The organism is Actinopolyspora sp. BKK2 (assembly GCF_011291845.1).
Taxonomy (GTDB): domain Bacteria; phylum Actinomycetota; class Actinomycetes; order Mycobacteriales; family Pseudonocardiaceae; genus Actinopolyspora; species Actinopolyspora saharensis.
In genome coordinates this window covers 73481-95672 of record NZ_JAANTE010000001.1, presented here as the reverse complement: position 1 = coordinate 95672, position 22192 = coordinate 73481, and the positions used below count along the sequence as shown (strand labels likewise).

The 22192-nt window shown below is 70.6% G+C and carries 21 protein-coding genes; 13 read left to right on the top strand and 8 right to left on the bottom strand.

From position 1 onward, the window contains the following. Nucleotides 1–20 precede the first annotated feature (20 nt). The 6 genes from G9Q41_RS00435 (at nucleotide 21) to G9Q41_RS00410 (ending at nucleotide 7642) form a co-directional block, all read left to right on the top strand. Nucleotides 21–1901 (top strand): helix-turn-helix domain-containing protein, encoded by a 1881-nt coding sequence (locus G9Q41_RS00435; protein WP_165631628.1) that lies wholly within the window; start codon nucleotides 21–23, stop codon nucleotides 1899–1901. Between the two features lie 255 nt (nucleotides 1902–2156). Continuing rightward, nucleotides 2157–3686, top strand: coding sequence for a phytoene desaturase family protein (crtI, locus tag G9Q41_RS00430; RefSeq protein WP_165631629.1), 1530 nt, complete (start codon nucleotides 2157–2159; stop codon nucleotides 3684–3686). Beyond that, nucleotides 3683–4669 (top strand): phytoene/squalene synthase family protein, encoded by a 987-nt coding sequence (locus G9Q41_RS00425; protein ID WP_165631630.1) that lies wholly within the window; start codon nucleotides 3683–3685, stop codon nucleotides 4667–4669. The genes crtI and G9Q41_RS00425 overlap by 4 nt, the downstream gene beginning before the upstream one ends. Nucleotides 4670–4672: 3 nt before the next feature. Next, entirely contained in the window at nucleotides 4673–5251 is a 579-nt protein-coding gene (idi, locus tag G9Q41_RS00420) for an isopentenyl-diphosphate Delta-isomerase (protein WP_165631631.1), read from the top strand. Continuing rightward, nucleotides 5223–6035, top strand: coding sequence for a class I SAM-dependent methyltransferase (locus G9Q41_RS00415; RefSeq protein ID WP_242686996.1), 813 nt, complete (start codon nucleotides 5223–5225; stop codon nucleotides 6033–6035). The genes idi and G9Q41_RS00415 overlap by 29 nt, the downstream gene beginning before the upstream one ends. Before the next feature lie 71 nt (nucleotides 6036–6106). After that, nucleotides 6107–7642, top strand: a complete 1536-nt coding sequence (locus tag G9Q41_RS00410; protein WP_347567453.1) for an NAD(P)/FAD-dependent oxidoreductase — start codon at nucleotides 6107–6109, stop codon at nucleotides 7640–7642. Between the two features lie 52 nt (nucleotides 7643–7694). On the opposite strand, the gene G9Q41_RS00405 is transcribed toward G9Q41_RS00410, so the two are convergent. Next, nucleotides 7695–8717, bottom strand: coding sequence for a DUF5914 domain-containing protein (locus tag G9Q41_RS00405; RefSeq protein WP_207630436.1), 1023 nt, complete (start codon nucleotides 8715–8717; stop codon nucleotides 7695–7697). 194 nt (nucleotides 8718–8911) lie between these two features. Continuing rightward, nucleotides 8912–9229 (bottom strand): hypothetical protein, encoded by a 318-nt coding sequence (locus tag G9Q41_RS00400; RefSeq protein WP_092521718.1) that lies wholly within the window; start codon nucleotides 9227–9229, stop codon nucleotides 8912–8914. A 299-nt stretch (nucleotides 9230–9528) separates the two neighbouring features. On the opposite strand from G9Q41_RS00400, the gene G9Q41_RS00395 reads away from it, so the two are divergent. Next, nucleotides 9529–9972, top strand: coding sequence for a universal stress protein (locus G9Q41_RS00395; protein WP_092522767.1), 444 nt, complete (start codon nucleotides 9529–9531; stop codon nucleotides 9970–9972). Nucleotides 9973–10066: 94 nt separating this feature from the next. Here the strand turns inward: G9Q41_RS00395 and G9Q41_RS00390 are convergent, their stop codons facing one another. Together G9Q41_RS00390 and G9Q41_RS00385 are read right to left on the bottom strand one after the other, a co-directional pair. Beyond that, nucleotides 10067–10498, bottom strand: coding sequence for an SPW repeat protein (locus G9Q41_RS00390; RefSeq protein ID WP_092521719.1), 432 nt, complete (start codon nucleotides 10496–10498; stop codon nucleotides 10067–10069). 333 nt (nucleotides 10499–10831) lie between these two features. Beyond that, entirely contained in the window at nucleotides 10832–12490 is a 1659-nt protein-coding gene (locus G9Q41_RS00385; RefSeq protein WP_092522769.1) for a cytochrome bc complex cytochrome b subunit, read from the bottom strand. A 154-nt stretch (nucleotides 12491–12644) separates the two neighbouring features. Between G9Q41_RS00385 and G9Q41_RS00380 the strand changes: the two genes are divergently transcribed. Together G9Q41_RS00380 and G9Q41_RS00375 are read left to right on the top strand one after the other, a co-directional pair. Beyond that, complete coding sequence (locus G9Q41_RS00380) at nucleotides 12645–13301, top strand: class I SAM-dependent methyltransferase (protein WP_165631632.1); 657 nt, start codon at nucleotides 12645–12647, stop codon at nucleotides 13299–13301. A 99-nt stretch (nucleotides 13302–13400) separates the two neighbouring features. Continuing rightward, complete coding sequence (locus G9Q41_RS00375; RefSeq protein WP_165631633.1) at nucleotides 13401–13799, top strand: DUF2267 domain-containing protein; 399 nt, start codon at nucleotides 13401–13403, stop codon at nucleotides 13797–13799. Nucleotides 13800–13908: 109 nt separating this feature from the next. Here G9Q41_RS00375 and G9Q41_RS00370 read toward each other — a convergent pair whose 3' ends face one another. After that, nucleotides 13909–14703 (bottom strand): DeoR/GlpR family DNA-binding transcription regulator, encoded by a 795-nt coding sequence (locus G9Q41_RS00370; protein ID WP_092521722.1) that lies wholly within the window; start codon nucleotides 14701–14703, stop codon nucleotides 13909–13911. A 231-nt stretch (nucleotides 14704–14934) separates the two neighbouring features. On the opposite strand from G9Q41_RS00370, the gene fdxA reads away from it, so the two are divergent. The 4 genes from fdxA (at nucleotide 14935) to G9Q41_RS00350 (ending at nucleotide 19609) form a co-directional block, all read left to right on the top strand. Beyond that, nucleotides 14935–15258, top strand: a complete 324-nt coding sequence (gene fdxA / locus G9Q41_RS00365) for a ferredoxin (protein WP_092521723.1) — start codon at nucleotides 14935–14937, stop codon at nucleotides 15256–15258. A gap of 177 nt (nucleotides 15259–15435) precedes the next feature. Further along, on the top strand, nucleotides 15436–17931 hold the full coding sequence (locus G9Q41_RS00360) for a WS/DGAT domain-containing protein (RefSeq protein ID WP_165631634.1): 2496 nt from the start codon (nucleotides 15436–15438) through the stop codon (nucleotides 17929–17931). Beyond that, on the top strand, nucleotides 17928–18851 hold the full coding sequence (locus G9Q41_RS00355; RefSeq protein WP_092521725.1) for a DMT family transporter: 924 nt from the start codon (nucleotides 17928–17930) through the stop codon (nucleotides 18849–18851). Before G9Q41_RS00360 ends, G9Q41_RS00355 begins: the two co-directional genes overlap by 4 nt. Further along, complete coding sequence (locus G9Q41_RS00350; RefSeq protein WP_165631635.1) at nucleotides 18842–19609, top strand: SDR family NAD(P)-dependent oxidoreductase; 768 nt, start codon at nucleotides 18842–18844, stop codon at nucleotides 19607–19609. Before G9Q41_RS00355 ends, G9Q41_RS00350 begins: the two co-directional genes overlap by 10 nt. 82 nt (nucleotides 19610–19691) lie before the next feature. Here G9Q41_RS00350 and G9Q41_RS00345 read toward each other — a convergent pair whose 3' ends face one another. The 3 genes from G9Q41_RS00345 to G9Q41_RS00335 form a co-directional block, all read right to left on the bottom strand. Continuing rightward, complete coding sequence (locus tag G9Q41_RS00345) at nucleotides 19692–20393, bottom strand: VC0807 family protein (RefSeq protein ID WP_165631636.1); 702 nt, start codon at nucleotides 20391–20393, stop codon at nucleotides 19692–19694. Nucleotides 20394–20568: 175 nt separating this feature from the next. Then, complete coding sequence (hpnH, locus tag G9Q41_RS00340; RefSeq protein ID WP_165631637.1) at nucleotides 20569–21570, bottom strand: adenosyl-hopene transferase HpnH; 1002 nt, start codon at nucleotides 21568–21570, stop codon at nucleotides 20569–20571. Further along, entirely contained in the window at nucleotides 21570–22190 is a 621-nt protein-coding gene (locus G9Q41_RS00335; protein WP_165631638.1) for a hypothetical protein, read from the bottom strand. Before G9Q41_RS00335 ends, hpnH begins: the two co-directional genes overlap by 1 nt. Nucleotides 22191–22192 lie beyond the last annotated feature (2 nt).

Sequence of the window (22192 nt, the reverse complement as noted above, 5' to 3'; positions counted from 1 at the left end):
CACCACCGAGGATGAGCGCCATGCACGAGCCGGCCGAGCACCTGCTGCGCCTGTTCGAACTGCTCGTGGAGGACGCCGACGAGGAACGGCTCGCCGAGGTGGTCGCCACCGCGCGGGCCCGTGATCCGCGGCGGGAGCACTCGGGGCTGGTCGAGCGGGCGGGCGAGCTCGCCCTGCGGCTGCGGCGCACCCAGGAGGAGCGGCGTCGCCACGAGTCCGAGCTGGCCGCGCTGTTCGACACCGCGGGGGACCTGGCGCGGGTGCGGGACCCGGACGCGGTGCTCGGCGCCATCGTGCACCGCGCCAGGACGCTGCTGGGCACCCACGTCGCCTACCTGAGTCTCAACGACGAGAGCGCAGGCACGACCTACATGCGGGTCACGGACGGATGCGTCTCGGAACTGTTCCAGCGGGTGCGGCTGGGGCTGGGCGAGGGACTCGGCGGGCTGGTGGCCCAGACAGCGCTGCCCTACTCCACCGGTTCCTACTTCGCCGACACCCGCTTCACCCACACCGCGGCGATCGACGAGGCCGTGCGCGACGAGCGCCTGGTGGCCATACTCGGGGTCCCGCTCACCACGGGCGGTTCGGTGATCGGGGTGCTCTACGCGGCCGAGCGGACCGGGCGCGAGTTCTCGCGGGACGAGGTCGCCCTGCTGTCCTCCCTGGCCGATCACGCCGCGATAGCCATCGACAACGCCGGATTGCTGCAGGAGACTCGGAACGCGCTCGAGGAGCTGCACACCGCCCACGAGACGATCCGCGAGCACAACGTCGCGATGCGTCGCGCGGAGCGCGCCCACGATCGGCTCACCGATCTCGTGCTGCGCGGGGGCACGGTCGACGACGTGGCCGAGGCGGTCGCCGGGGTGCTGGGCGGCGGCATCGCGGTGCACGACGCGGAGGGCACCGAGCTGGCCTGCGCGGGGACGACTCCGCTGGAGTGGCCGCGTTCCGCGGTGCACCGCTCCGGCAGCAGCGGCAGGGCTGTCCCGTGGGGCGCGAACCTGGTCTGCGCGGCTCTGGCCGGTCCCGAGCTGCTCGGCAGCCTCACCCTCGTCGGGTGCGGCGAGCTCAGCGACGCCGACCGGCGACTGTTCGAGCGGGCCGGGGTGGTGACCGCGCTGGTGCTGCTGATCCGGCGTCGCACCGCCGAGGCCGAGCAGCGGGTGCGCGGTGACCTGGTCACCGAACTGCTCAGCGCCCCCTCCCGCGCCCGGGTCGGCCTGTCGGACAGGGCGCGTCGGGTCGGGGTCGATCCGACGGGTGAGAAGGTGGTGCTGGTCGCCTCGGCCGACGTGGCCGACCGGGAGCGGTTGGTCGCGGCGGCCTCCCGGCACGCCGAGCGCCGCGCGGGGCTGGCCGGGGTCCACCTCGACCACCTCGTGGTGCTGCTGCCCGGAGCGCAGGCGGGTGACCAGGCGCGGGAGCTCGCCCGCGGACTCGGCGGCTCGACCTCCCGGCGGGTCACCGTGGGCGCGGCCGGCCCCGTGGACGGGCTCGAGGACGTCACGCGCGGCTACGAGGAGGCCCGCCGCTGCTTGGACGCCCTGCTCGCGCTGGGGCGGACCGGCACCGGTGCCGCGCTCGCGGAGCTGGGCTTTCTCGGCGTGCTGCTCGGCGATCGCGGTGATCTGGACGGGTACGTGGAGCGCACCCTCGGAGCCGTGCTGGACTACGACTCCCGGCGGGGGACCGAGCTGCTGCGGACGCTGCGTGGCTACTTCGACTGCGGCAGGAGTCCGAACCGGACGGCACGCGAGCTGCACGTGCACGTGAACACGGTCGGGCAGCGCCTGGAGCGGATCTCGGCCATACTCGGCTCGGACTGGCAGAGCTCCGAGCGCTCCCTGGAGATCCAGCTGGCTCTCCGGCTGCACCGCCTGCGGGCGGGAAGCTGATCTCCGAGCTCCGGGAGGCGCCCGTCAGCGGCGGGACGACTCGCCACCGAACGGGGCCCCGCTTCCGGCAGGTGGGTGTCCTCGGCCGCGTGTCGGAGATCTCAGCGTCCTGCCCGGACGAACCGGAGGCGAGAATTTGAAGGGATTCAGCCGGCTTTCTAGACTGAATCGCGCGAACACGGACGGTTTTTTTCGATCACCCGTCAGGACCAGCCCATCCCAACGCACCCGCCCCGCTCCGGAGGAAGACGTCGCATGCGGACCGTAACCGGCCCCACTGATCACGTAGTCGTCGTGGGGGCTGGACTTTCCGGTTTGGCCGCCGCGCTGCACCTGCTCGGAGCCGGACGCGAGGTCACCGTCGTCGAGCGCGAGACGACACCGGGCGGACGCGCGGGGCGACTGGATCTCGCCGGGTACCGCATGGACACCGGTCCCACGGTGCTGACCATGCCCGAGCTGCTGGACGAGGCGCTCGGCGCGGTCGGTGAATCGGTGCACGAGCGGCTCGAGCTGATGCCGCTGGACCCCGCCTACCGCGCCTGGTTCGCCGACGGCTCCGGCATCGACGTGCGCACCGACGCCGACGCGATGGAGCAGGAGGTCCGCGAGCTCGCCGGACCGGACGAAGCGGCGGGCTACCGGAAGCTGCGCCAGTGGCTGCACCGGCTCTACGCGGCCCAGTACAGCACCTTCATCGACGCCAACTTCGACTCCCCGCTGAACCTGGTGGAACCGAACCTCGCCCGGCTCGCCGCGCTCGGCGGGTTCGGCAACCTGAACCGGGCCATCGGACGCTTCCTCGGTGACGAGCGCCTCAAGCGCGTGTTCTCGTTCCAGTCCCTGTACGCCGGTGTCGCACCGCACAACGCCCTGGCCGCCTACGCGGTGATCTCGTACATGGACACCGTGGGCGGGGTCTACTTCCCTCGCGGAGGAATGCGGGCCGTGCCGGACGCCCTGTCCGGGGCGGCTGCCGCTGCGGGCGCGACCATGCGCTACGGCAGCGCGGTCGAGCGGCTGGAGCGCGCGGGTTCGCGGGTCACGGCCGTGCACACCGAGCGCGGGGAGCGCATCCCGTGCGACTCGGTGGTGCTGACCCCCGACCTTCCCGTGTCCTACGGTCTGCTCGGGCGCACGCCGCGACGCCCCCTGCGGATGCGTGCCTCGCCCTCGGCACTGCTGATCCACACCGGCACCGACCGCGAGCAGCCGCTGCTGCGGCACCACACGCTCTCGTTCGGAACGGCCTGGAAGCGCACCTTCGAGGAGCTGACCCGGCGGGGACGGTTGATGACCGACCCCTCGGTGCTGATCACCAACCCGACGCGCAGCGATCCGTCGCTGGCCCCGGAGGGCAGGCACCTGCACCACGTGCTGGTGCCCTGCCCGAACCTGGACCTGGCCGGCCAGGACTGGCAACGCGTCGCCGGGGCTTACGCGCAGGAGACGATCGAGCTGCTGCAGGACCGGCTCATGCCGGGGTTCGGCTCCTCCATCGAGGTGAGCCGCCTCGTCACCCCGCAGGACTGGGCCGCGCGCGGTCTGCTGGCAGGTACCCCGTTCAGCGCAGCCCACACCTTCGCCCAGACGGGCCCGTTCCGCCCGCGCAACCTGGTGCGCGGGCTGGACAACGCGGTGCTCGCGGGTTGCGGAACCACTCCGGGGGTGGGCGTCCCGCCGGTGTTGATCTCGGGGAAGCTGGCGGCCAGGCGCATCCTGGGCGAGCAGCGCGGCAGCGGTTCGGCCGCGCGCACCGCGGGTCTCGGAGCGGGCCGGCGATGAGCGCGCACGAGCTGGACGCGGCCGGCGTCCGCGACCACGGGCTCAGGGCCGCCTACCGCGACTGCCGCCTGCTGAACTCCGCGCACGGCCGGACCTACTTCCTGGCCACGCGGATGCTTCCCCCGGCGAGGCGGCCCGCGATCCACGCGCTGTACGGGTTGGCACGTCAGGTGGACGACATCGTCGACGACCCCTCGGACACGCTCGACACCGCCACCAAGCGGGCGCGGTTGGACCAGCTGTCCACCGAGCTCGACTCCGCTCTGGCGGGTGGGCGCAGCGAGTCCCCGGTCGTTTCCGCCGTGGCCGACACGGCGCGGCGCTACGACATCGAGCACCGGCACTTCACGGCGTTCATGTCCGCCATGCGACAGGACCTCACCGTCACCGACTACCCGAACCGCCGCGCGCTGGACGAGTACGTGCACGGCTCGGCCGAGGTGATCGGGCTGGAGGTGCTGCCGGTGCTCGGAACCGAGGGCCCCAGGAGCAGGGCCGCCCCCTACGCCGCCGCGCTCGGGAACGCCTTCCAGCTCACCAACTTCCTCCGCGACGTCGGCGAGGACCTGCGCCGCGGCCGGGTGTACCTGCCCGCCGACGAGCTCGCGGTGTTCGACGTCGACCGGCAACGACTGCAGCGGTGCCTGCGGAACGGCCGTCCCGACCGGCAGGTGCGCCGCGCGCTCGGCGATCAGGTGGCCCGCACCAGAGCCCTGTACCACTACGCCGCGAACGGCATCGAAATGCTCGATCCGGTAGCCCGACCGTGTGTTTCCACCGCTTACACCCTTTACGGTGAGATCCTGGACAGGATCGTGGAGTCGGACTACGACGTTTTCGCCAACCGGGTGTCGGTGTCCGGAGCGCGCAGGCTCGGCGTGGCCCTCGCGGGCGCGGCCGGGGTCGCGAGCGCTCGACTCCGCGCGCGGTCGGCGGAAGCGCGCGAACACATGTCGTCCTTTTCGACGTTGGGTGGCCCCTAGACGATGAACTCGGCTCCGTCCGCCTCCGCCACGGAACTGGTCGTCCTGCTGGACGAAACCGCCAATCCGGTCGGCACCGCCCCCAAATCCGAGGTGCACCACGGTTCGACCCCGCTGCACCTGGCCTTCTCCTGCTACGTGTTCGACCGGCGGGGCAGGTTGCTGGTGACCCGGCGGGCCCTGAGCAAGCGAACCTGGCCCGGGGTGTGGACCAATTCCTGCTGCGGCCACCCCTCCCCCGAGGAGGACGTGGACCAGGCCGTGCACCGCAGGGTCGGCCAGGAGCTGGGGGTCCGGCTCGAGGACCTGCGGGTTCGACTGCCGGACTTCCGCTACCGGGCGGTCGACGTCACGGGAACGGTGGAGAACGAGTTCTGCCCGGTGTACACGGCGGTCACCACCGACCAGGTGCGCCCGGACCCGGCCGAGATCGCCGACACGGCCTGGACGGAGTGGGCGGACTTCGTCAGCCTCGCCCGTCGAACGCCGTGGGCGATCAGCCCGTGGGCGGCCGAACAGATCCCACTGCTCGAACCGGAGCTCGGAGGCAACGATGGCGCGGGAGAGCCGCGGGCGAGGTGACGAGCGCACCCCCGGCAGGTGGCGAGTCCGATCCCGGCGGAGGCAGGCACGGCCGGCCGGGGGCGACTGCTCGGGCTATCCGGTGCTCGGGGGTTTCGAGCGGGCCGCCGGGCGTTACGACCTGCTCGTGGGGTTCTCCCCCGGCTACCACGGGGCGCTGCTCCGTTCGGCCGCTCGGCTGCGGCTCCCGGACGGCGGACGCGGGCTGCGGTTGTTGGACGCGGGCTGCGGGACCGGGGCCTCCACCGCTGCGCTGCTGCGGGTGGCCCCGCACGCCCGGATCGTGGCCGTGGACGCCTCGGCCGCGATGCTGCGCCGCGCGCGGCGGAAGAACTGGCCCGCCACGGTCGAGTTCGTGCACGCCTGCCTGGACGAGCTCGACCAGGCCGGCGTGCGGGGCCCGTTCGACGGTGTTCTCGCGAGCTACCTCCTCCGGAACCTTCCCGCCCCGGAGCGCGGGGTGCGGCTGCTGCGTGGCCTGCTCGCCCCGGGTGCGCCGCTGGCGCTGCACGAGTTCTCCGTGCGCGGCCGCCCGTCAGCCCGCCTGGTCTGGACGGTGGTGTGCTGGGCAGTGATCATCCCGCTCGGCCGGGTGGTGACGGGACGTTCCGGGCTGTATCGCTATCTGTGGCGCAGCGTGCTGGAGTTCGACTCGGTCCCGGAGCTGGTGGGAAGAATGCGGCGCAACGGTTTCCACGACGTCCGGGTCGGGGCGATGCCGGGGTGGCAGCGCGGCATCGTGCACACCGTGCTCGGCCGTCGACCACCTCGGGAGCAGGATTGACCGGAGTACGCGAGGGGATCACCGGGCGAGCGGACTCGGAGGGCGCTCCGCCCGGCCGCGACCCCAAGGCCGTGCTGCACCCGGCACCGCGCGGGCACGCCGACGCGAGTCGTCTCGACGCGCCGCCCCGGGTGGTGGTGGTCGGTGGCGGCATCGCCGGGTTGTCCGCGGCCGTCGGCCTGGCCGAGCGCGGCGTCGCGGTGACCGTGCTGGAGCGGGAGCCCTACCTGGGAGGCCGGGTCGGGGGCTGGTCGACCGAACTGGCCGACGGTTCGACCGTGGGGATGAACCGCGGGTTCCACGCCTTCTTCCGGCAGTACTACAACCTGCGCGCGCTGCTGCGCCGGGCCGATCCGTCGCTGGCCGGGCTGGTGGGGCTGCCCGACTACCCGCTGGTGCACAGCGCGGGGTACCGGGACACCTTCGCCGGGCTGCCGCGCACTCCCCCGTGGAACGCGTTCGCCTTCGTGGCCCGGAGCCCGACGTTCGCCTGGCGGGACCTGCCCCGTCTCGGCGCGCGGGCCGCGCTTCCGCTGGCCCAGGTTTCGCTGCCCGAGATCTACCACCGGCTGGACCACCTGGACGCGGCGACGCTGCTGGACCGGATCCGCTTCCCCGCGGCGGCCAAGCACCTGGCCTTCGAGGTGTTCTCCCGCAGCTTCTTCTCCGCTCCGCGGGAGCTGTCCGCAGCGGAGCTCGCCACGATGTTCCACATCTACTTCCTCGGTTCCAGCGAGGGGCTGCTGTTCGACGTCGCCTCCGACGCGTTCCCGGAGGCGCTGTGGGAACCGCTGAGGAGCTATCTCGGCTCCCTGGGGGCCTCGGTGCGGACGAGCACCCGGGTCACCTCCGTGGTTGCCGGTAGGACCTCGCGGTTCGAGGTGCTCACCGACTCGGAGGTGCGGGAGGCCGACGCCGTGGTGCTGGCCGCCGACACCGCGGGGCTGCGCGAGGTCGTGCACCGCTCCCCCGGGCTGGGTGGCGCCTCCTGGTGGCGTGAGCGGATCGGGAGGCTGCACCGGGCGCCGCCCTTCCTCGTCTCGCGGCTCTGGCTGGACCGCCCGGTGCGGAAGGACCGTCCCGGCTTCCTCGGCACGAGCGGCTACGGTCCGCTGGACAACGTCAGCGTGCTGGAGCGCTACGAGCGCGACGCGGCCCGGTGGGCCGGGCTGCGCGGTGGGTCCGTGATCGAGCTGCACGGTTACGCGCTCCAGGAGGAACCGAGCGTGGACCGGTTGCGCTCCAGGATGCTGGCGGAGCTGGCCAGGATATACCCGGAGACCGCTGTGGCCGGGATCGTCGACGAGCGGCACGAGCTGCGGCAGGACTGCCCGCTCTTCCCGCCGGGTGGTTTCTCCGAACGCCCCTCGATCACCACTCCCGATCCCGCCCTCGTGGTGGCGGGAGATCTGGTCCGGGTGGACCTGCCGGTCGCGCTGATGGAGCGCGCGGCCACGAGCGGGCTGCAGGCGGCCAACGAGCTGTTGCGCGGTTGGGGCATCCACGGACACGCGCTGTGGAGCGTGCCCGACCGGGGGCGTTCGGCCGCGTTGCGCGGGCTCTCCCGCGAACGGCACCGGGGGTTTCCCACCGCGGACGAAGCGTGACCGGGCCTCGCGGGGTCGGCCGGGCAGCCCGTCGCGCACGTCGGGACGGGGGTCAGCCGGGGAACCGACCGGTGCTGCGCAGCTCGTAGCGCCGCTGCGCGTAGGCGAGGTCGTCGGCCCACAGCCGCAGGGCCACCCGCCGGATCAGCGGACGCAGCAGCGCCGCGGCGGGCAGCACCGCGCGGAATCCCCTGCGCCGCGAGTGGGCGACGGTGGCCTCCACGACGGCGGTGCGCGGTGCACCCGCCGAATCCGTCCCCAGCGGCGTGGCGTGGGTTTCCACCACGCTGCCCGCGCCCTCCCCCTCGAGGATGCGCATCACGACGGTGCGTGGATCCGGGCAGGTGAACTCGGCCGTGACCGGGACCCCGAGCCCGGGAAGCACCTTGAAGGTGACCAGGACCTCGAAGAAGTCGTTCTCCTCCGCGCTGTCGACCGCCGGGGCGTGCCGCACCTCGAGCTCGGCGAACGAGTACGGGTGGAACCAGGATCCGTGCCAGGGGTCGAGCCTGTTGGCCACCACGTCCTCGGGCTCGCACGTGCCCACCACGGTCGCCACTTCGGCGATGCTCTCCCGCAGCGCGGGCCGCCGCGGGACCACCGGGGACTCGAGCGGCTGCTCACCGCCGATCGAGTCCAACCGCACCCACGCCAGCACACCGTCGTCGTGCGCGGGGAACGGCGACCACCCCGCACCGCCGCGCTCGGTCAGCCGCAGACCGTGCCACCTGCAGACGAGTTGACCGCGGTCCACCGCTGCTTCCCCGAGCGGCGCCCCCAGGTGGGGGCAGATCCCCGGCCCCGCGTGGAGCCGACCGTCCGGTGTCCGCCAGGCCACCACTTCGATCCCGCCCACTGTCCGGGTGAACGGTTCGGTGCTTCCGATCCGCCCGCTCCCGGCCAGCACGAACCAGTTTCCCGCCGGACGTGCCCTGGCGCGCTCGAGCGCGGCCGCGATCGCAGCTGGGCGGGCCGCGCGCCACGTCCCCTGCTGCGCGGCCCACCTCGGAGTGCGCAGCCTCCGGAACGGGAAAGCACGACTCCGCACCCGGTTCGTTGCCGAGTACCCGACCATCGCGGGCTCCTTCGTTCGCCATGGGACTTCCGGCGGCAACCGGACGGGACGGCGGCGAGCCTAGCGCGTTCGGAACCGGCACGCGCGGATCCATTCCACTTCGCGCGTCGTGTCGGGCTGATTCGGAGTCGGTGGGCCCCGGTGGGGTCTCCACCCTCGGCGAGCGGGTGCCAGCTGGCGGCGGTGCGCTCGCTTCAGTCCTCGTCACGCAGGGTCTGCACGGCGCGCCGCGCGCACTCGCTCAGGTCGTCGGCGGCGGCCGCGGCCTGGTCCATCGCGATGTGCGCGGAGCGCTGTTCGGGGATGCCCGGGTTCTCGTAGCGCTTGGCCAGCCCGTCCAGCAGCGCGGCGAGCCGCTCCCCGATGACGGTGGTCGTTCGCAGCAGTTCGTAGGCGATCTCGTACTTGGTCTCGGTGTCCCGCTCGGCGTCGAGCTCACGAACGGCCTGCTTCAGTCGATCCGCGTCATGGGCCACCACGCTCCAGGTTGGCGTTTCCGTGGTTCTGTCCATCAGTGTCTTCCCCCAATTACCGCGCTCCCCGCGGAAGGGTCGGGTCACCGTCCGGACTCCCTTCGGAGGCCGTTCCAAAGTCGAAACACCGCGCTCGGCGCAGAATTCCCTTGCCCGTGTTAGCGAACATAGTCACGAGCCCGTCAGATCACAATCCGATTTCGAAAAGTATATGCGAAATCGGCACTGCGAGCTTTCACGTGACCGCGACGTCCACGACGGATTCGTGCGACAGTCGTGGCGAGAACGGCAACCACGACAGAGCCGCGAGACAGGACCGCCGGAACGGACGGTGCGCGATGAGCGAGGACAGCAAGATCGTCGTGGGGGTGGACGGCTCGGCTTCGTCGCTGGCCGCCCTGGAGTGGGCGCTCGGCCAGGCCGAGCTCACCGGGAGCGCGGTCGAAGCCGTCACCGCCTGGGAGTACCCGGCCTTCTACAGCTGGGAAGGGGGTGCGATATCCCCGAGGGAGTTCGAGAGCGCCGCCAGCGTGACCGTCGAGGACGCGGTGGACAAGGCGGTCGACCGCCGGAGTTCCCCGCCACGGGTGCGGACGAGGGTGTGCCAGGGCGACTCGGCGCAAGTGCTGCTGGACGTCGTCGACACGACCGACCTGCTCGTGGTCGGCAGCCGCGGGCACGGCGGATTCGTGGGTGCCCTGCTCGGATCGGTCAGCCACAAGTGCACCCAGCACGCCCGCTGCCCCGTGGTGGTCGTGCACGCCCAGGGCGAGCGCGGCTGAACCGGACGGTTCCGCTCCCCCGGAAGCCCCTGCCCGGGGCTCGTCGGGGAGCTCGGGCCGATGCGACTCCCGCAACACCGGTCCGAGCTTCCCGTCAACCGCGACGCATGAGCATCAGGGAGCTCATCCCCAAACCGAGCAGCACGATCACTCCACCCACGATCACGTTGCTGAGCATCATCCCGAGGCCGACTCCGGCTCCGACGATCACGAACGGAGCGATTATCGTCCACGCTCCCAACAGCGGGACCACCCAGGAGACGGTGTGCGTGCGGCTGTACGCGGAGGCGAAGCCCAGCGCCAGCACGGCCACCGTCAAGCCGATGACCAGGTTGCCCATCGCCACGTCGAAACTCGTGGCGCTGAACTGGATCACCCAGGGCGAGATCGCCAGATACACTCCGGCCAGCAGCGTGCCCCCTTCCAGGGTCTGCCCCTGCGGGCTCTCGCTGGCCTCCTCGTAGCGCGCCCGCATCTCGACGAGATCGGGATGCCTCTCGATCGGACCGGCTTGTGACATCTCCATCCCCCTTACCGCTCGCCGTTGCAAACGGCCCCCTCCGCTCCGGCCACCTCGAGCGGTCGCGGCTCGACCAGCGGAGGTCGTAGGGCACCTCGTTTCCGTTCCGCGGCCGGTTCGGAGAGCCCGCACCGCCACTGTGACCCCGCTCACCCCGAATGTCCAGCTAAAATCACCCGGAAAACCCCGGGTATTTCCGGTACGCCGTCTACGGGCGCTCGCTCCCGCACACCCGCTCCGGCGCCCCTTCACCCCTCGGGTGCGCAGCCCGGCGGGGCGGTCCCCGCCGCACGGGCGAGCCGGCGCAGGCGCACCGCTTCGAAGTCGGGCCCCGGCGGATCACTCCTCCGAGCTCGTCGGGTGACCGCTGGTCAGCTCGTCCTCGCCGCGCGCCTGCCGCTCCTGCTCCTCCTGCTCGGCGGCCCGCAGCTGCGCGGTCTCCTCGGGGGAGTCGGGCCACAGCAGGCTCCCCGGCAGCGGGCGCCCGGCGGCGCCCAGCTTGTTCATCTTCTTCGGGACCGGCGCCCCCTGGTAGGACAGCGGAACGGGGTGGCCGTGCTCGTCGGTGGGACCCAGCGGTTGGTGCACCTCGATCACCTCCCCGTGGGGCAACCTGCGGACGATGCCGGTTTCCACACCGTGTTCCAGCACGTGCCGATCGGCCCGCTGCAGGCCGACGCAGATGCGATACGCCACGTAGTAGGCGATGGGCGGGCCGAGCAGCACGCCGATGCGGCCCAACCAGGTCATCAGCTCCAACGCGATGTCGAACTTGAAGGCGACGATGTCGTTGGCCCCGCTCACCAGCACGATCGTGAAGAACGTGATGGCCATGGCCCCCAGGCCGGTTCGAACGGGAACGTCTCGCGGACGCTGGATCAGGTTGTGGTGCGCGTCGTCGCCGCTGAGCTTCCGTTCCAGGAACGGGTAGGACAGCGCCAGCGTGAACACCAGACCCAGCCCCAGAACGAGCGGGAAGAACGGAGCCGGAAGCGTGAATTTGCCGGCGAAGTAGACCTCCCAGGGCGGCCAGAGCCTTCCCATGCCGTCGGTCCACATCAGATACCAGTCGGGCTGTGAGGCCGCCGACACCTTGGATGCGACGTAGGGGCCGAGGTTCCAGACCGGATTGATCTGGAAGATCCCTGCCATGACGATGACCACCCCGGCCACCGTCGCGAAGAATCCTCCCGACTTGAGCGCGAACACCGGCAGAATGCGCACTCCGACGACGTTGCTCTCCTTGCGGCGCACTCCGGGGAACTGCGTGTGCTTCTGGTACCACACCAGCGCCAGGTGGACGGCGATCAGGGCGGCGATGATCCCCGGCAGGAGGAATATGTGGATCATGTAGAAACGCTGGATGATCTCGTCACCGGGGAACTCGCCCCCGAAGAGCAGCCAGTGCAACCAGGTCCCCACGATCGGAACGGACAACGTGATCCCCGACGCGATCCGCACCCCGGTTCCGGACAGCAGGTCGTCCGGCAGGGAGTAGCCGGTGAATCCCTCGAACATTCCGGTGATGAACAGCAGCACCCCGATCGCCCAGTTCGTCTCCCGCGGGCGGCGGAACGCCCCCGTGAAAAAGATCCGGAACATGTGGGCCACGATCGCGGCCACGAAAATCAGCGCGGCCCAGTGGTGTATCTGCCGGGCGAACATTCCGCCGCGCACTTCGAAGGATATGTTCAGCGTGGACTCGTAGGCGCGGGACATCTCGACGCCCCGCATGTCGGTGAACACCCCGTTGTAGGTGACCTCGGTCATCGAGGGATCGAAGAAATAGGCGAGGTAGGTTCCCGTCAGCAGCAGCAGGATGAACGTGTAGAGGGCTATCTCACCGAGCAGGAAGGACCAGTGCGTCGGAAAGACCTTGTTCATCTGCCGCCGCGCCCCGGAAGCCAGCTGCAGACGTTCGTCCACTTCGTTCGCCTGGCTCGCCGCAATCCGGTAGGCCTTGCTCGACTGCCTCGTCGGCCGTGTCAATCTGCTCATCGCGACGATCACGCCTACCCTTCGGGAGATCCCCGGTCGGCGGTTTCCGCAACCTCCGCGTGCAAGCGTAAACAGACAGACCACGCTACGCGACTGCGCCGAACCGGGTCCGTCCTGAGTTGCGCGCGCACCCGCTGCGAGTAACGTCGGTGAGGTGACCCGCAAGTCGGCTCAGCTCGACGAGCAACTGCACGAGTACCTGGTGCAGCACGGCGCACGGCCGGACGCGCTGCAGCGGGAACTGATCACCGACACCGAGCGGTTGTGGCCGAACAGCGCGGAGATGCAGATATCTCCGGAACAGGCCAGCCTGCTCACCCTGCTCGCCAAGGCGATCCACGCGCGCGCAGCGGTGGAGGTGGGCACGTTCACCGGCTACTCCGCCCTGGCCATGGCTCGCGGCATGGACAAGGGCGGGAAACTGCTGTGCTGCGACATCAGCACCGAGTACACCGATGTGGCGCGGGACTTCTGGCACCGCGCCGGCATGACCGACCGCATCGAGCTCAGGATCGGCCCCGCGCTGAGCACGCTGCGTGCTCTCGAGGCGGAACCGAAGCTCGACCTCGCTTTCATCGACGCCGACAAGACGAGCTACATCGCCTACTGGAACGAGATAGTGCCGCGCACCCGCTCCGGCGGGTTCGTCGTCGTGGACAACGTGCTGGCGGGCGGCAACGTGCTGGCCACCGAGCGGGACGAGAGCGCGCACGCGATTCACGAGTTCAACAGGTACGTGCTGCGCGATCACCGCGTGGAACTCACGATGCTTCCGATCAGCGACGGGCTCACCCTGGCGCGCCGACGTTGATCGCGGTGGGACGCGGCCCGTGCTCCGCCCACGCGTTTCGATCAACACCGGTGCGGGTAGCTCGCCACTGCGAGTTCTCGAACGACGAAAGGCGAGTCCATGACCCAGCCGGAGTCCGCTGGCCGCACGATGGCCAGCTTCCAGGAGCAGGTTCAGCAGCGCACCGGGTTGAACGACGCCACGGAGACCGAGAGGTTGACCCGTGCGACGCTCCGGGCGCTCTCCGAGCGACTGGCCGCGGGCCAGCTGAACGATCTGGAACCCGCGCTGCCGCCGGAGCTGCGCGAGGAGTTGTACCGGTTCGACGGCCGGGCCGTCTCCTTCGACAGGGACACCTTCCTGGACCAGGTCAGCGGGGAGGTGGACACGGTGGACATCGACGAGGTGGAGCGCAGGGTCCGCGCCGTCTTCGAGGTGCTGCTGCAGTGGGCTCCCGGTGAGGAGATCGAGGACACCATCGCGCAGCTGCCCCCGGATCTCGCGGAGATGTTCCGCTGACGCCCGAACCCGCTGTCGCGCCGCGGCGGTCCTCGGCAGGAGCCCGCTCGTGCCGGCCCGGTGAGGACTTCGGCAGGGGGTGCTCCGGAGGCGGAAGCGGGACTTCCGGTCACGTCCCGTCCGTGGGGGCGATCGTCACGTCGATCACGTCGCCCGCCGCCGCGAGCAGTTCCCGGTCGGCCCCGTCGTCGACGACGAGCCTGTCGTAGTCGCTCAGCGGGGCCATCCGGTGCAGGGCCTTGCGCGGCATCTTGCTGGAGTCCATCAACAGCACGCTGGTGCCCGCGGCCGAGAGCATGGCCCGCTTCACCTGGACGAGCTCGTGTTCCTGGTGGAAGGTCATGCTCGCGTTCATCGCCGAAGTGGACACGAAGGCCATGTCCACCGACAGCGCTCCGACCGCTTCGATGCACGGCAGCCCGAGGAAGGAGTCGTGCGTGGCCGAGTAGTTTCCCCCCAGGCACATCAGGTGCACCTCGGAGAACCCCTTGAGCACCTCGATGGCGGGGAGGTAGTTGGTGGCCACCGTCAGCGGGCCGACTCCCCCGAGCAGGCCCGCGAGCGTGAGTGCCGTGGTCGAGTCGTCGAGCAGGATGGACGAGCCGGGTTCGACCATCCCGAGCGCGACCTTGGCGATGGCGTCCTTGAGCTCGCGGTTGGCGCCCATCCGGTACTCGGAACTGCCCTCGAAAACCGTGGAGGGCTGGGCCGAGACCCCTCCGTGGAACTTGCGCAGCAGACCGCGTCTGGCCAGCTCGTCCAGATCGCGGTGCACCGTCATCAGACTGACGCCGACCAGTTCGGCGAGTTCGGCGGCGCTGGCCGAACTCCTGTCGAGGACGTAATCCACGATCTGCTGCTGACGCTGCTCTCTCGAACGCGTCCCCTTGGATGTCCTGCTCATTCCCCACGCCTACGCATTGGCCGTTCCGGCGCTCCCGGCGACCGCGGCACGTGTCGGACCCCGCCGAGAGGTGGTCCCGCCGACCGCCGACACGGCTGCCGAGAACCCGACCGAGCCAATCTACCAACCCTGCGGAGGAAATTTCGCAATCGATCCGCGTCCGCACGTGTCGCGTCGCCACCTCGTGGGTATTCCGATGCGAAATTCTCCCCCGTAGCTGGAACGGTTGCCTTGACTTACGTGATCACTCAGCCCTGCGTGGATGTGCTGGACAAGTCCTGCATCGACGAGTGCCCGGTGGACTGCATATACGAGGGCGACCGCATGCTCTACATCCACCCCGACGAATGCATCGACTGCGCCGCCTGCGAACCGGTGTGCCCGGTGGAGGCCATCTACTACGAGGACGACGTCCCCGAGGAGTGGGCCACGTACACCACGGCCAACGCGGAGTTCTTCAGCGCCACGGGCCTGGGCTCTCCCGGCGGGGCGGCCAGAGTCGGGAAGACGGGCACGGACGTGGCTCCGGTCTCCGAACTGCCCCCGCAGGCCTGATCCGGCCCCGCTCCGGGAGCCGACGACCTGACGAGGAGGCGACACACAGCAACAGTACGATCGCCAAACGCACACGGGAGCGGTACCGTTCCGCGGAGACGAACGGTGCACACACCGGTACTCACGCGCCGGAACCACCGCCGTCGAGTACCGCGATCGGTGGAAGGACATTGGCCGGTGACCCCGTACGATCCGCCCGACCGGAAACCGGAACGCGTGCTGTTGCTCAGCGCCGACATCGGTGAGGGGCACAACGCGACCGCCCACGCCACCGAGGAAGCGCTGCAACGCCTGTGGCCGGGGTGCGAAACGCTCCGGCTGGACACCCTGAAGGTGATGGGGCCCGGGGTGGGACCGCTGTTCAGGTGGATCTACGTGCGCAACGTCGAGTCCACCCCGTGGTTGTACGACCTGTTCTACAACGCGCTGTGGCGTCAGCGTTGGTTCGCCGACGCGTCCCGCGGGTTCGTGGGGGCCTGGGTCGGCCCGCTGCTGCGGCGGCGGATCCGGGACCACTCCCCCGACGTGGTGGTATCCACCTATCCGATGGCCACGGCCGGGCTGAACCGTCTTCGCCGCCGCGGGGAGCTGACCGATGTTCCGGTCTCGGCGATCGTCTCGGACTTCTGTCCCCATCCCTTCTGGGTCTACCCCGAGGTCGACCTGCACTACGTCATGAGCCGGGCCAGCCTGCGGGAGCTGCACCGGGCCCAGCCCGACGCGGCCGGAGCCGTGTGCGTGCCCCCGGTCAGCGAGCAGTTCCGCCCGGTCGACAAGGACAGCGCCCGGCGCTCCGCCGGTGTTCCGGTGGAGGGGTTCCAGCTGCTGATCGCCTGCGGCTCGCTGGCGTTCGGTGCCGTGGAACGCGCCGTCGACACGGCACTGGCCGAACCGGGGGTCGACCACGTCGTGGTGGCCTGCGGCCGCAACGAACAACTCCGCCTGCGGTTGCTCGAACGCCCCGACCCGGCCGGGAAGCTGCTCCCGCTCGGCTGGCGCGACGACATGCCCGAGCTCACGGCCGCGGCCGACGTGGTGCTGTCCAACGCGGGCGGCGCCACCGCGCTCGAGGCGATGGCCTGCGGCCGCACCGTGCTCATGTTCGAACCGATCGCCGGGCACGGGCGGGCGAACGCGGAGCTCATGGCCCGAGCGGGCCTGGCCGAGCTCTGCTACGACACGGGCGAACTGGCGAAAACGCTGCACGAGTTGTCCACGGACGGGCAGCGGCTCGAGAGTCGTGAGCGCGAAGTGCTGGAGCACGCCACTTCCGGGGAGTTCACCGAGCAGGTGAGCCGTCTCGCGCGGCTGCCCCTGCACCGGGGAGGACGCGGGCTGCGCGCGCAGGACCGGTTCTTCGTGCACGCCGCCGAGTCGGCCGTTCCCCAGCAGACGGGAGCGATCCTGCGCCTGGAAGAGATCCCGGAGGGCAGAACCGCGCAGGACTGGGCGCAGCACCTCGCCGGGCTGATCGAGCAACGCGCCCGGCAGCTCCCCCTGCTGCGCAACGTGCTCGTTCAACGGCCGCTGCGGGCTCCGAGCTGGTACACCGCAGCCCGGATCGATCCTCGGTGGCATCTCGAGCACCGGGAGGTCAACGAGCACGCGGCCCCCGGAGCGATCCGGGATTTCTTCGCCTCCGCGGTGCGCACCGACCGCCCGCCCTGGCAGCTCATGGTGCTGCGCACTCCGGAGAGCACGCTGATCCTGGCCAAACTCCACCACGCGCTCGGCGACGGCATAGCCGTGACCAGCACCCTCGTCCGGCTGCTGCGCGACGACGGGGACCAGCTCGACCAGCACGCCGCGACCGCGCGGCGAGCGGGCAGCTCCGCGGCCGGATCGAGACCGTCCAGCATCGTGCGCTCCTGGCTCCGACAGGTCCGCACCGCGGCACGCGGCTTCGTCAGCCTGGCCACGGCGGGCTCCGCCCCGACCTCTCCCCTGAACGGCCCGAGCACACCGGGGCGTTCCTTCGACTCGGTCGAGCTCCCGATGCGGGAGGTGCGGAACACGGCCAGGACGCACGGCGTTCCGCGCAGCGTCCTGCTGATCGGCCTGGTCGCCGAGGCGCTGCACAGGGTGCTCGACGAGCACGAGGGCACCACCAGCGGACAGCGAATGCGGGTGATGGTGCCGCGCACCACGCGCACCTCGCGGGCGAACGCGAGCGCCGAGGTTTTCGGCAATCACACCGCCGCGGTCTCTGTGGACCTCCCCGTCGGCCCGATGAGCCCCGCGGAACGGCTCGAGCGGGTGACACGGGCGTTGGAGGACAGCCAGCGCAGCGGACAACCCCTCGCGGCCGGGATCGTCATGTCGGCTCTCGGGCTGCTGCCGACCCCGCTGCACCGGGTGATCGTCCGCACCATCTACCAGCGGCGGTTCTTCAACGCGATCGTCTCCGCGATGCCGGGCTCGCCCCGGCCACCCCGGGTGTGGGGGGCGCTGGTGGCCGGGGTGATCCCGGTCCTGCCGCTGGCCTCGGGAGTGGGGACCGCGGTGGGCATGATCAGCTGGGGGGAGACGGTCGGCGTCGGGGTCACGGTGGACGCGCGCAGCGGTCGCCACGCCGAACGGCTGGGGCAACGAACCCGCGAGATCCTGGAGGAGCTGGCGAGCTCGCCCGCCGAGCCGGAGATCTCGCGCGCTGCCCCGAGAGGACGAGGTTGAGCGCGGCCGGGGCCTGGTTCACGGTGGCCGTGCCTGCCGCGCTGGTCGGCGCGGCCAGTTTCGGCATGGCGAGCGCGGTGCAGCAGCGCGCCACCAAGCAGGTCCCCGACATCCGCACGCTCAACCCCCGGCTGCTGTTCGAGCTCGTGCGCAAGCCCGTCTGGCTGGCCAGCGTCGGCACGGTCATCGTGGGGCTGTCGCTGCAGGTGGTGGCGCTGGCCTACGGTCCGCTGATGCTGGTGCAGCCGCTGCTGGTCACCAGTGTGCTGTTCGCGGCGGTGCACGCCGCCTGGCTGGCCCACAGGCGGCTGGACCGGCTCATCGTGCTGGGGGCGCTCTGCTGCATGGGCGGACTGTCCGCCTTCCTGCTGCTGGCCCGTCCCAAGGGCGGTACCGAGACGATCGGTCCGCAGGCCGTTCCGCTGGCGCTGCTGCTGGGGGCGCTCACGGTCGCCTGCCTGCTTGCCGCCTCCCGCTTTCCCGGTGAGATCCGTGTGATCGCTCTGGCACTGGCCACCGGGGTGCTGTACGGCGTGACCGCGGCACTGATGAAGATCGTGGCCGACCAGTTCCGCACGGGCGGCATCGCGGCACCGTTCCAGCACTGGGTGCTGTACGCGGTGTGCGTGATCGGCCCCTGCGGTTTCCTGCTGAGTCAGAACGCCTTCCAGCAGGGCAAGTTGATCTCGCCTGCGCTGGCCGTGATCACCACCGTCGATCCGCTCGTCGGTGTGGCCATCGGCATCAACTGGTTCGGGGAGAGCGTCAACTCCACACCGGCCGTACTCGGCGGGGAGGCCGTGGCCGCGCTCGCCATAGTCGGGGGCATAGTGCTGCTGACCCATCGCGGGGAGACTCTGCGTCGGGTGCTGGAGCAGGCCGACCCCGCCGAGAACGAGGACGACCAAGCATGGGGGTGAGACCGGTGGGAACCGAACTGCGGGGACGGACGGTGCTGCTGACCGGCGGCTCCTCCGGCATCGGAGCGGCCACCGCCGAAGTGCTGGCACGACGTGGCTGCGACCTGCTCGTCACGGGACGCGACGAGCAGGCGCTGAATCGGGTGGCCGAAAGGACCGGGGCGCGGGCGCTGGTCGCCGATCTCTGTTCCCCCGAGGAGCTGCGGCGGGTCGCCGAGCGGGCCTCCCACGCGGAGGTTCTGATCAACAACGCCGGCGTCGGCTGGTCCGGGCAGCTGGAGGAGATGCCGGCCTCGGAAGTCCACCGGCTGCTGGCGGTGAACCTGGCCGCTCCCGTGGAGCTGACCAGGATGCTGCTGCCCGCCATGCGCGCCCGTGGCCGGGGGCACGTGGTCCTCATGTCCTCGATAGCCGCTGTCGGGGTCGGCGGTGAAGCGGTCTACTCGGCGAGCAAGGCCGCGCTGCGAGCCTTCGCCGCCAGCCTGCGCTACGAGCTCTCCGGGGACGGTCTCGCGGTGACCACCGTGCTGCCGGGCGCGGTGCGCACCCCCTTCTTCCAGCGTCGCGGTCTCGCCTACGAGCGGAGCTTTCCCCGGATGCTGTCCGCGGAAACGGCGGCCGAGCGGTTGGTGCGGGCCGTCGAACGCGGCCGCGAGGAGAGCTTCCTGCCCGGGTGGCTGGACCTCGCCGCACGGTTCCAGGGGGCGCTGCCCGGGACCTTCCACCACCTGGGGCGCAGGTTCGGGCAGGTCCGCTGACCCCGGGCTCGCGGAACCGGGCCGGCGCGGCCGCGCCCGGGGACCGTTTTCGCGAGCTTGCCCGGACACGGCCGCGATCCGCTCAGCGAGCTCCTGGCGGGAACGGCAGCCGGCGCAGCAGCCCGGTCGGCAGCGGGCTCCCGCCGTCGCCGATCCGCAGCCGGATGCCGTGGCCGCGCAGCTCCCTGCGGAACCACAGCAACGACACCACGGCGGCGAGCGCGACCAGACCGTAGGAACCGGCGGTGCTCACCAGCAGGAACTCCCCGATGGTGCGCTGGGCGAGCATCCACAGCGCCCCCACGCCGTTGGCGGTGAACACCGCCGCCCACAGCAGCGAGACCCGTTTGAAGAACCGCTGCAGGGCCACGTGCCCGACCAGGTGGGGTGGGAAGACGCAGAAGTCGTCCGCGAGCCGTGCGATGAAGGTCCGCTCGAAGGGCACCGTCACCAGCAGGGCGGCAGCTATGAGGAAGTTCTGCAGGCTCGGTTGGAGGAAGTAGAGGAAGGCGCTCTGCGAGACCACCCCGACCACCGTCCGAACGACCAGCAGCGAGGTCGTCAGCAACAGGACTGCGGGAATCCGCGCCCGCAGCACCAGACGACAGGTCACCGCGGCGAGCGTCCAGCCGAGGGCGGCCAGCAGGCCGCCCGTCAGGTCGGTCAGGTTCAGCAGCAGGTAGAACAACCCGAGCGGCACGAGCGTGGTCTCGAGGAGTTTCTTGCCCGCGTGCACCAAGTGGGTCCGAAGCCCGCTCAGCTGGACGGTGGTCGATATATGCATGCGCACCTCACGCGGCACGTGCGGGAGGGTCGGTCCCGCACTCGTGCCGTGGACGGTTTCATCGCGCTACAGCCGTGCGACGAGTGCCCCGGCGGAAACTCGCCGGGAATTTCACTGTATCCCGCCGGCACGCTACCGAACCGTCGCGCGTGAGTACAGCCACAACGGGCGAGGATCATCCGCGCACGGCGCGCAGGGACTCGCGCAACGAGCTCATCGTCGCCATGACGGCGGTGGGTTCGTATCCGCAGTGGGCCATACAGTTCGCGCACCGCGAGTCCCGTCCCCTGCCGTAGGACTCCCAGTCGGTCTCCTCCAGCAGCTCGCGGTAGGACTGCGCGTAACCGTCGGCCATGAGGTAGCAGGGGCGTTGCCAGCCGTACAGCGAGTAGGAGGGAATGGCCCAGGCTGTGCAGGCGAAGTCCTTCTTGCCCTCCAGGAAGTCCAGGAACAGCGGCGAGTGGTTGAGCCGCCACTTCTTGCGCTTGCCGTCCGCGAAGGCCTTCTTGAACAGCTCCCGCGTCTCCTCGACCCCGAGGAAGTGCTCCTGGTCGGGGGCCTTGTCGTAGGCGTAGGCGGGCGAGAGCATCATCTGGTCGACCTGCAGCTCGTCGTTGAGGTAGTCCAGCACGTCCACGACCGTCTTCGGGGTGTCGGTGCTGAAGAAGGTGCTGTTGGTCGTGATGCGGAAACCGCGCTGCTGCGCGTCCTTGATGTTGTCCACGGCCTGGGCGAACACGCCCTGCTGGTTCACCGAGGCGTCGTGGCGCTCCTCGAGGCCGTCGATGTGCACGGCCCAGGAGAAGTAGGGGGAGGGTTTGATCTTGTCGATCTTGCGCGGCATCAGCAGGGCGTTGGTGCACAGGTAGACGAACTTCTTCCGCTTGACCAGTTCGTCCACGAGCACTTCGATCTCGGGGTGCATCAACGGCTCACCGCCCGCGATGGAGACCACGGGGGCCCCGCACTCCTCGACGGCGGAAAGGGCCTGGTCCACCGGCATGCGCTGCTTGAGCACGTTGGCGGGGTGCTGGATCTTTCCGCAACCGGCGCAGGCAAGGTTGCACGCGAACAGCGGCTCCAGTTCGAGAGTCAAAGCGTATTTCTTGCGCCTCAGAATCTTCTGTTTGGCCAAATAAGCGCCGACCCTGATGGCTTGGCGGGGTGGAATACCCATCACGGAACCTCTTTGCTCCAGCGAGATCGAACAGTGTCCTGCGAACCGGCCCCGGCAACGGTGCGGAACCACCGCAGCAAGGGGTCACCGGTCTCGCGTAACCGCCGCAACGCCCCGACGAGTCGCCACGGCGTTCCGGGGCCGATCAACGGTTGTCGCGGAGTGTCCAGCACGACCCGCACGACCGCGCGGGCTCGCCGCCCCGCCACCGGGGTCAACACTCCCGACTCCATGTCCACAACCAGTGCGCCGGTACGTGCCAGCGCGAGACGCTCATCCCCGGTCACGGGGTGATCGGTGGTCACCACGCTCCCCAGGCGGACACTCAGGCCGGCTCGACGCAGCTCGCGAGCGAGCAGCTCGGGAGCGCACAGCGAGTGAGTCCGCTCCCCCGCGAAGACCTCGGTCCCCACGACCACGTCGCCGGCACGCAGCGTCGGATCGAGTCCGCCACCCAGCCCGGCCACCGCCAGCGCCCCGAAGTCGGCGGCGGCGAGGCCGCCGGCCGAACGGGCACTGCGGCGCGGGCCGTACCCGGTTCGCACGATCCTGAGACCGGAGCCGCGCAACGCGGCGTGCTCCACTCGCAGCGGTGCACAGACGAGCAGCTCCGGCCTCATGA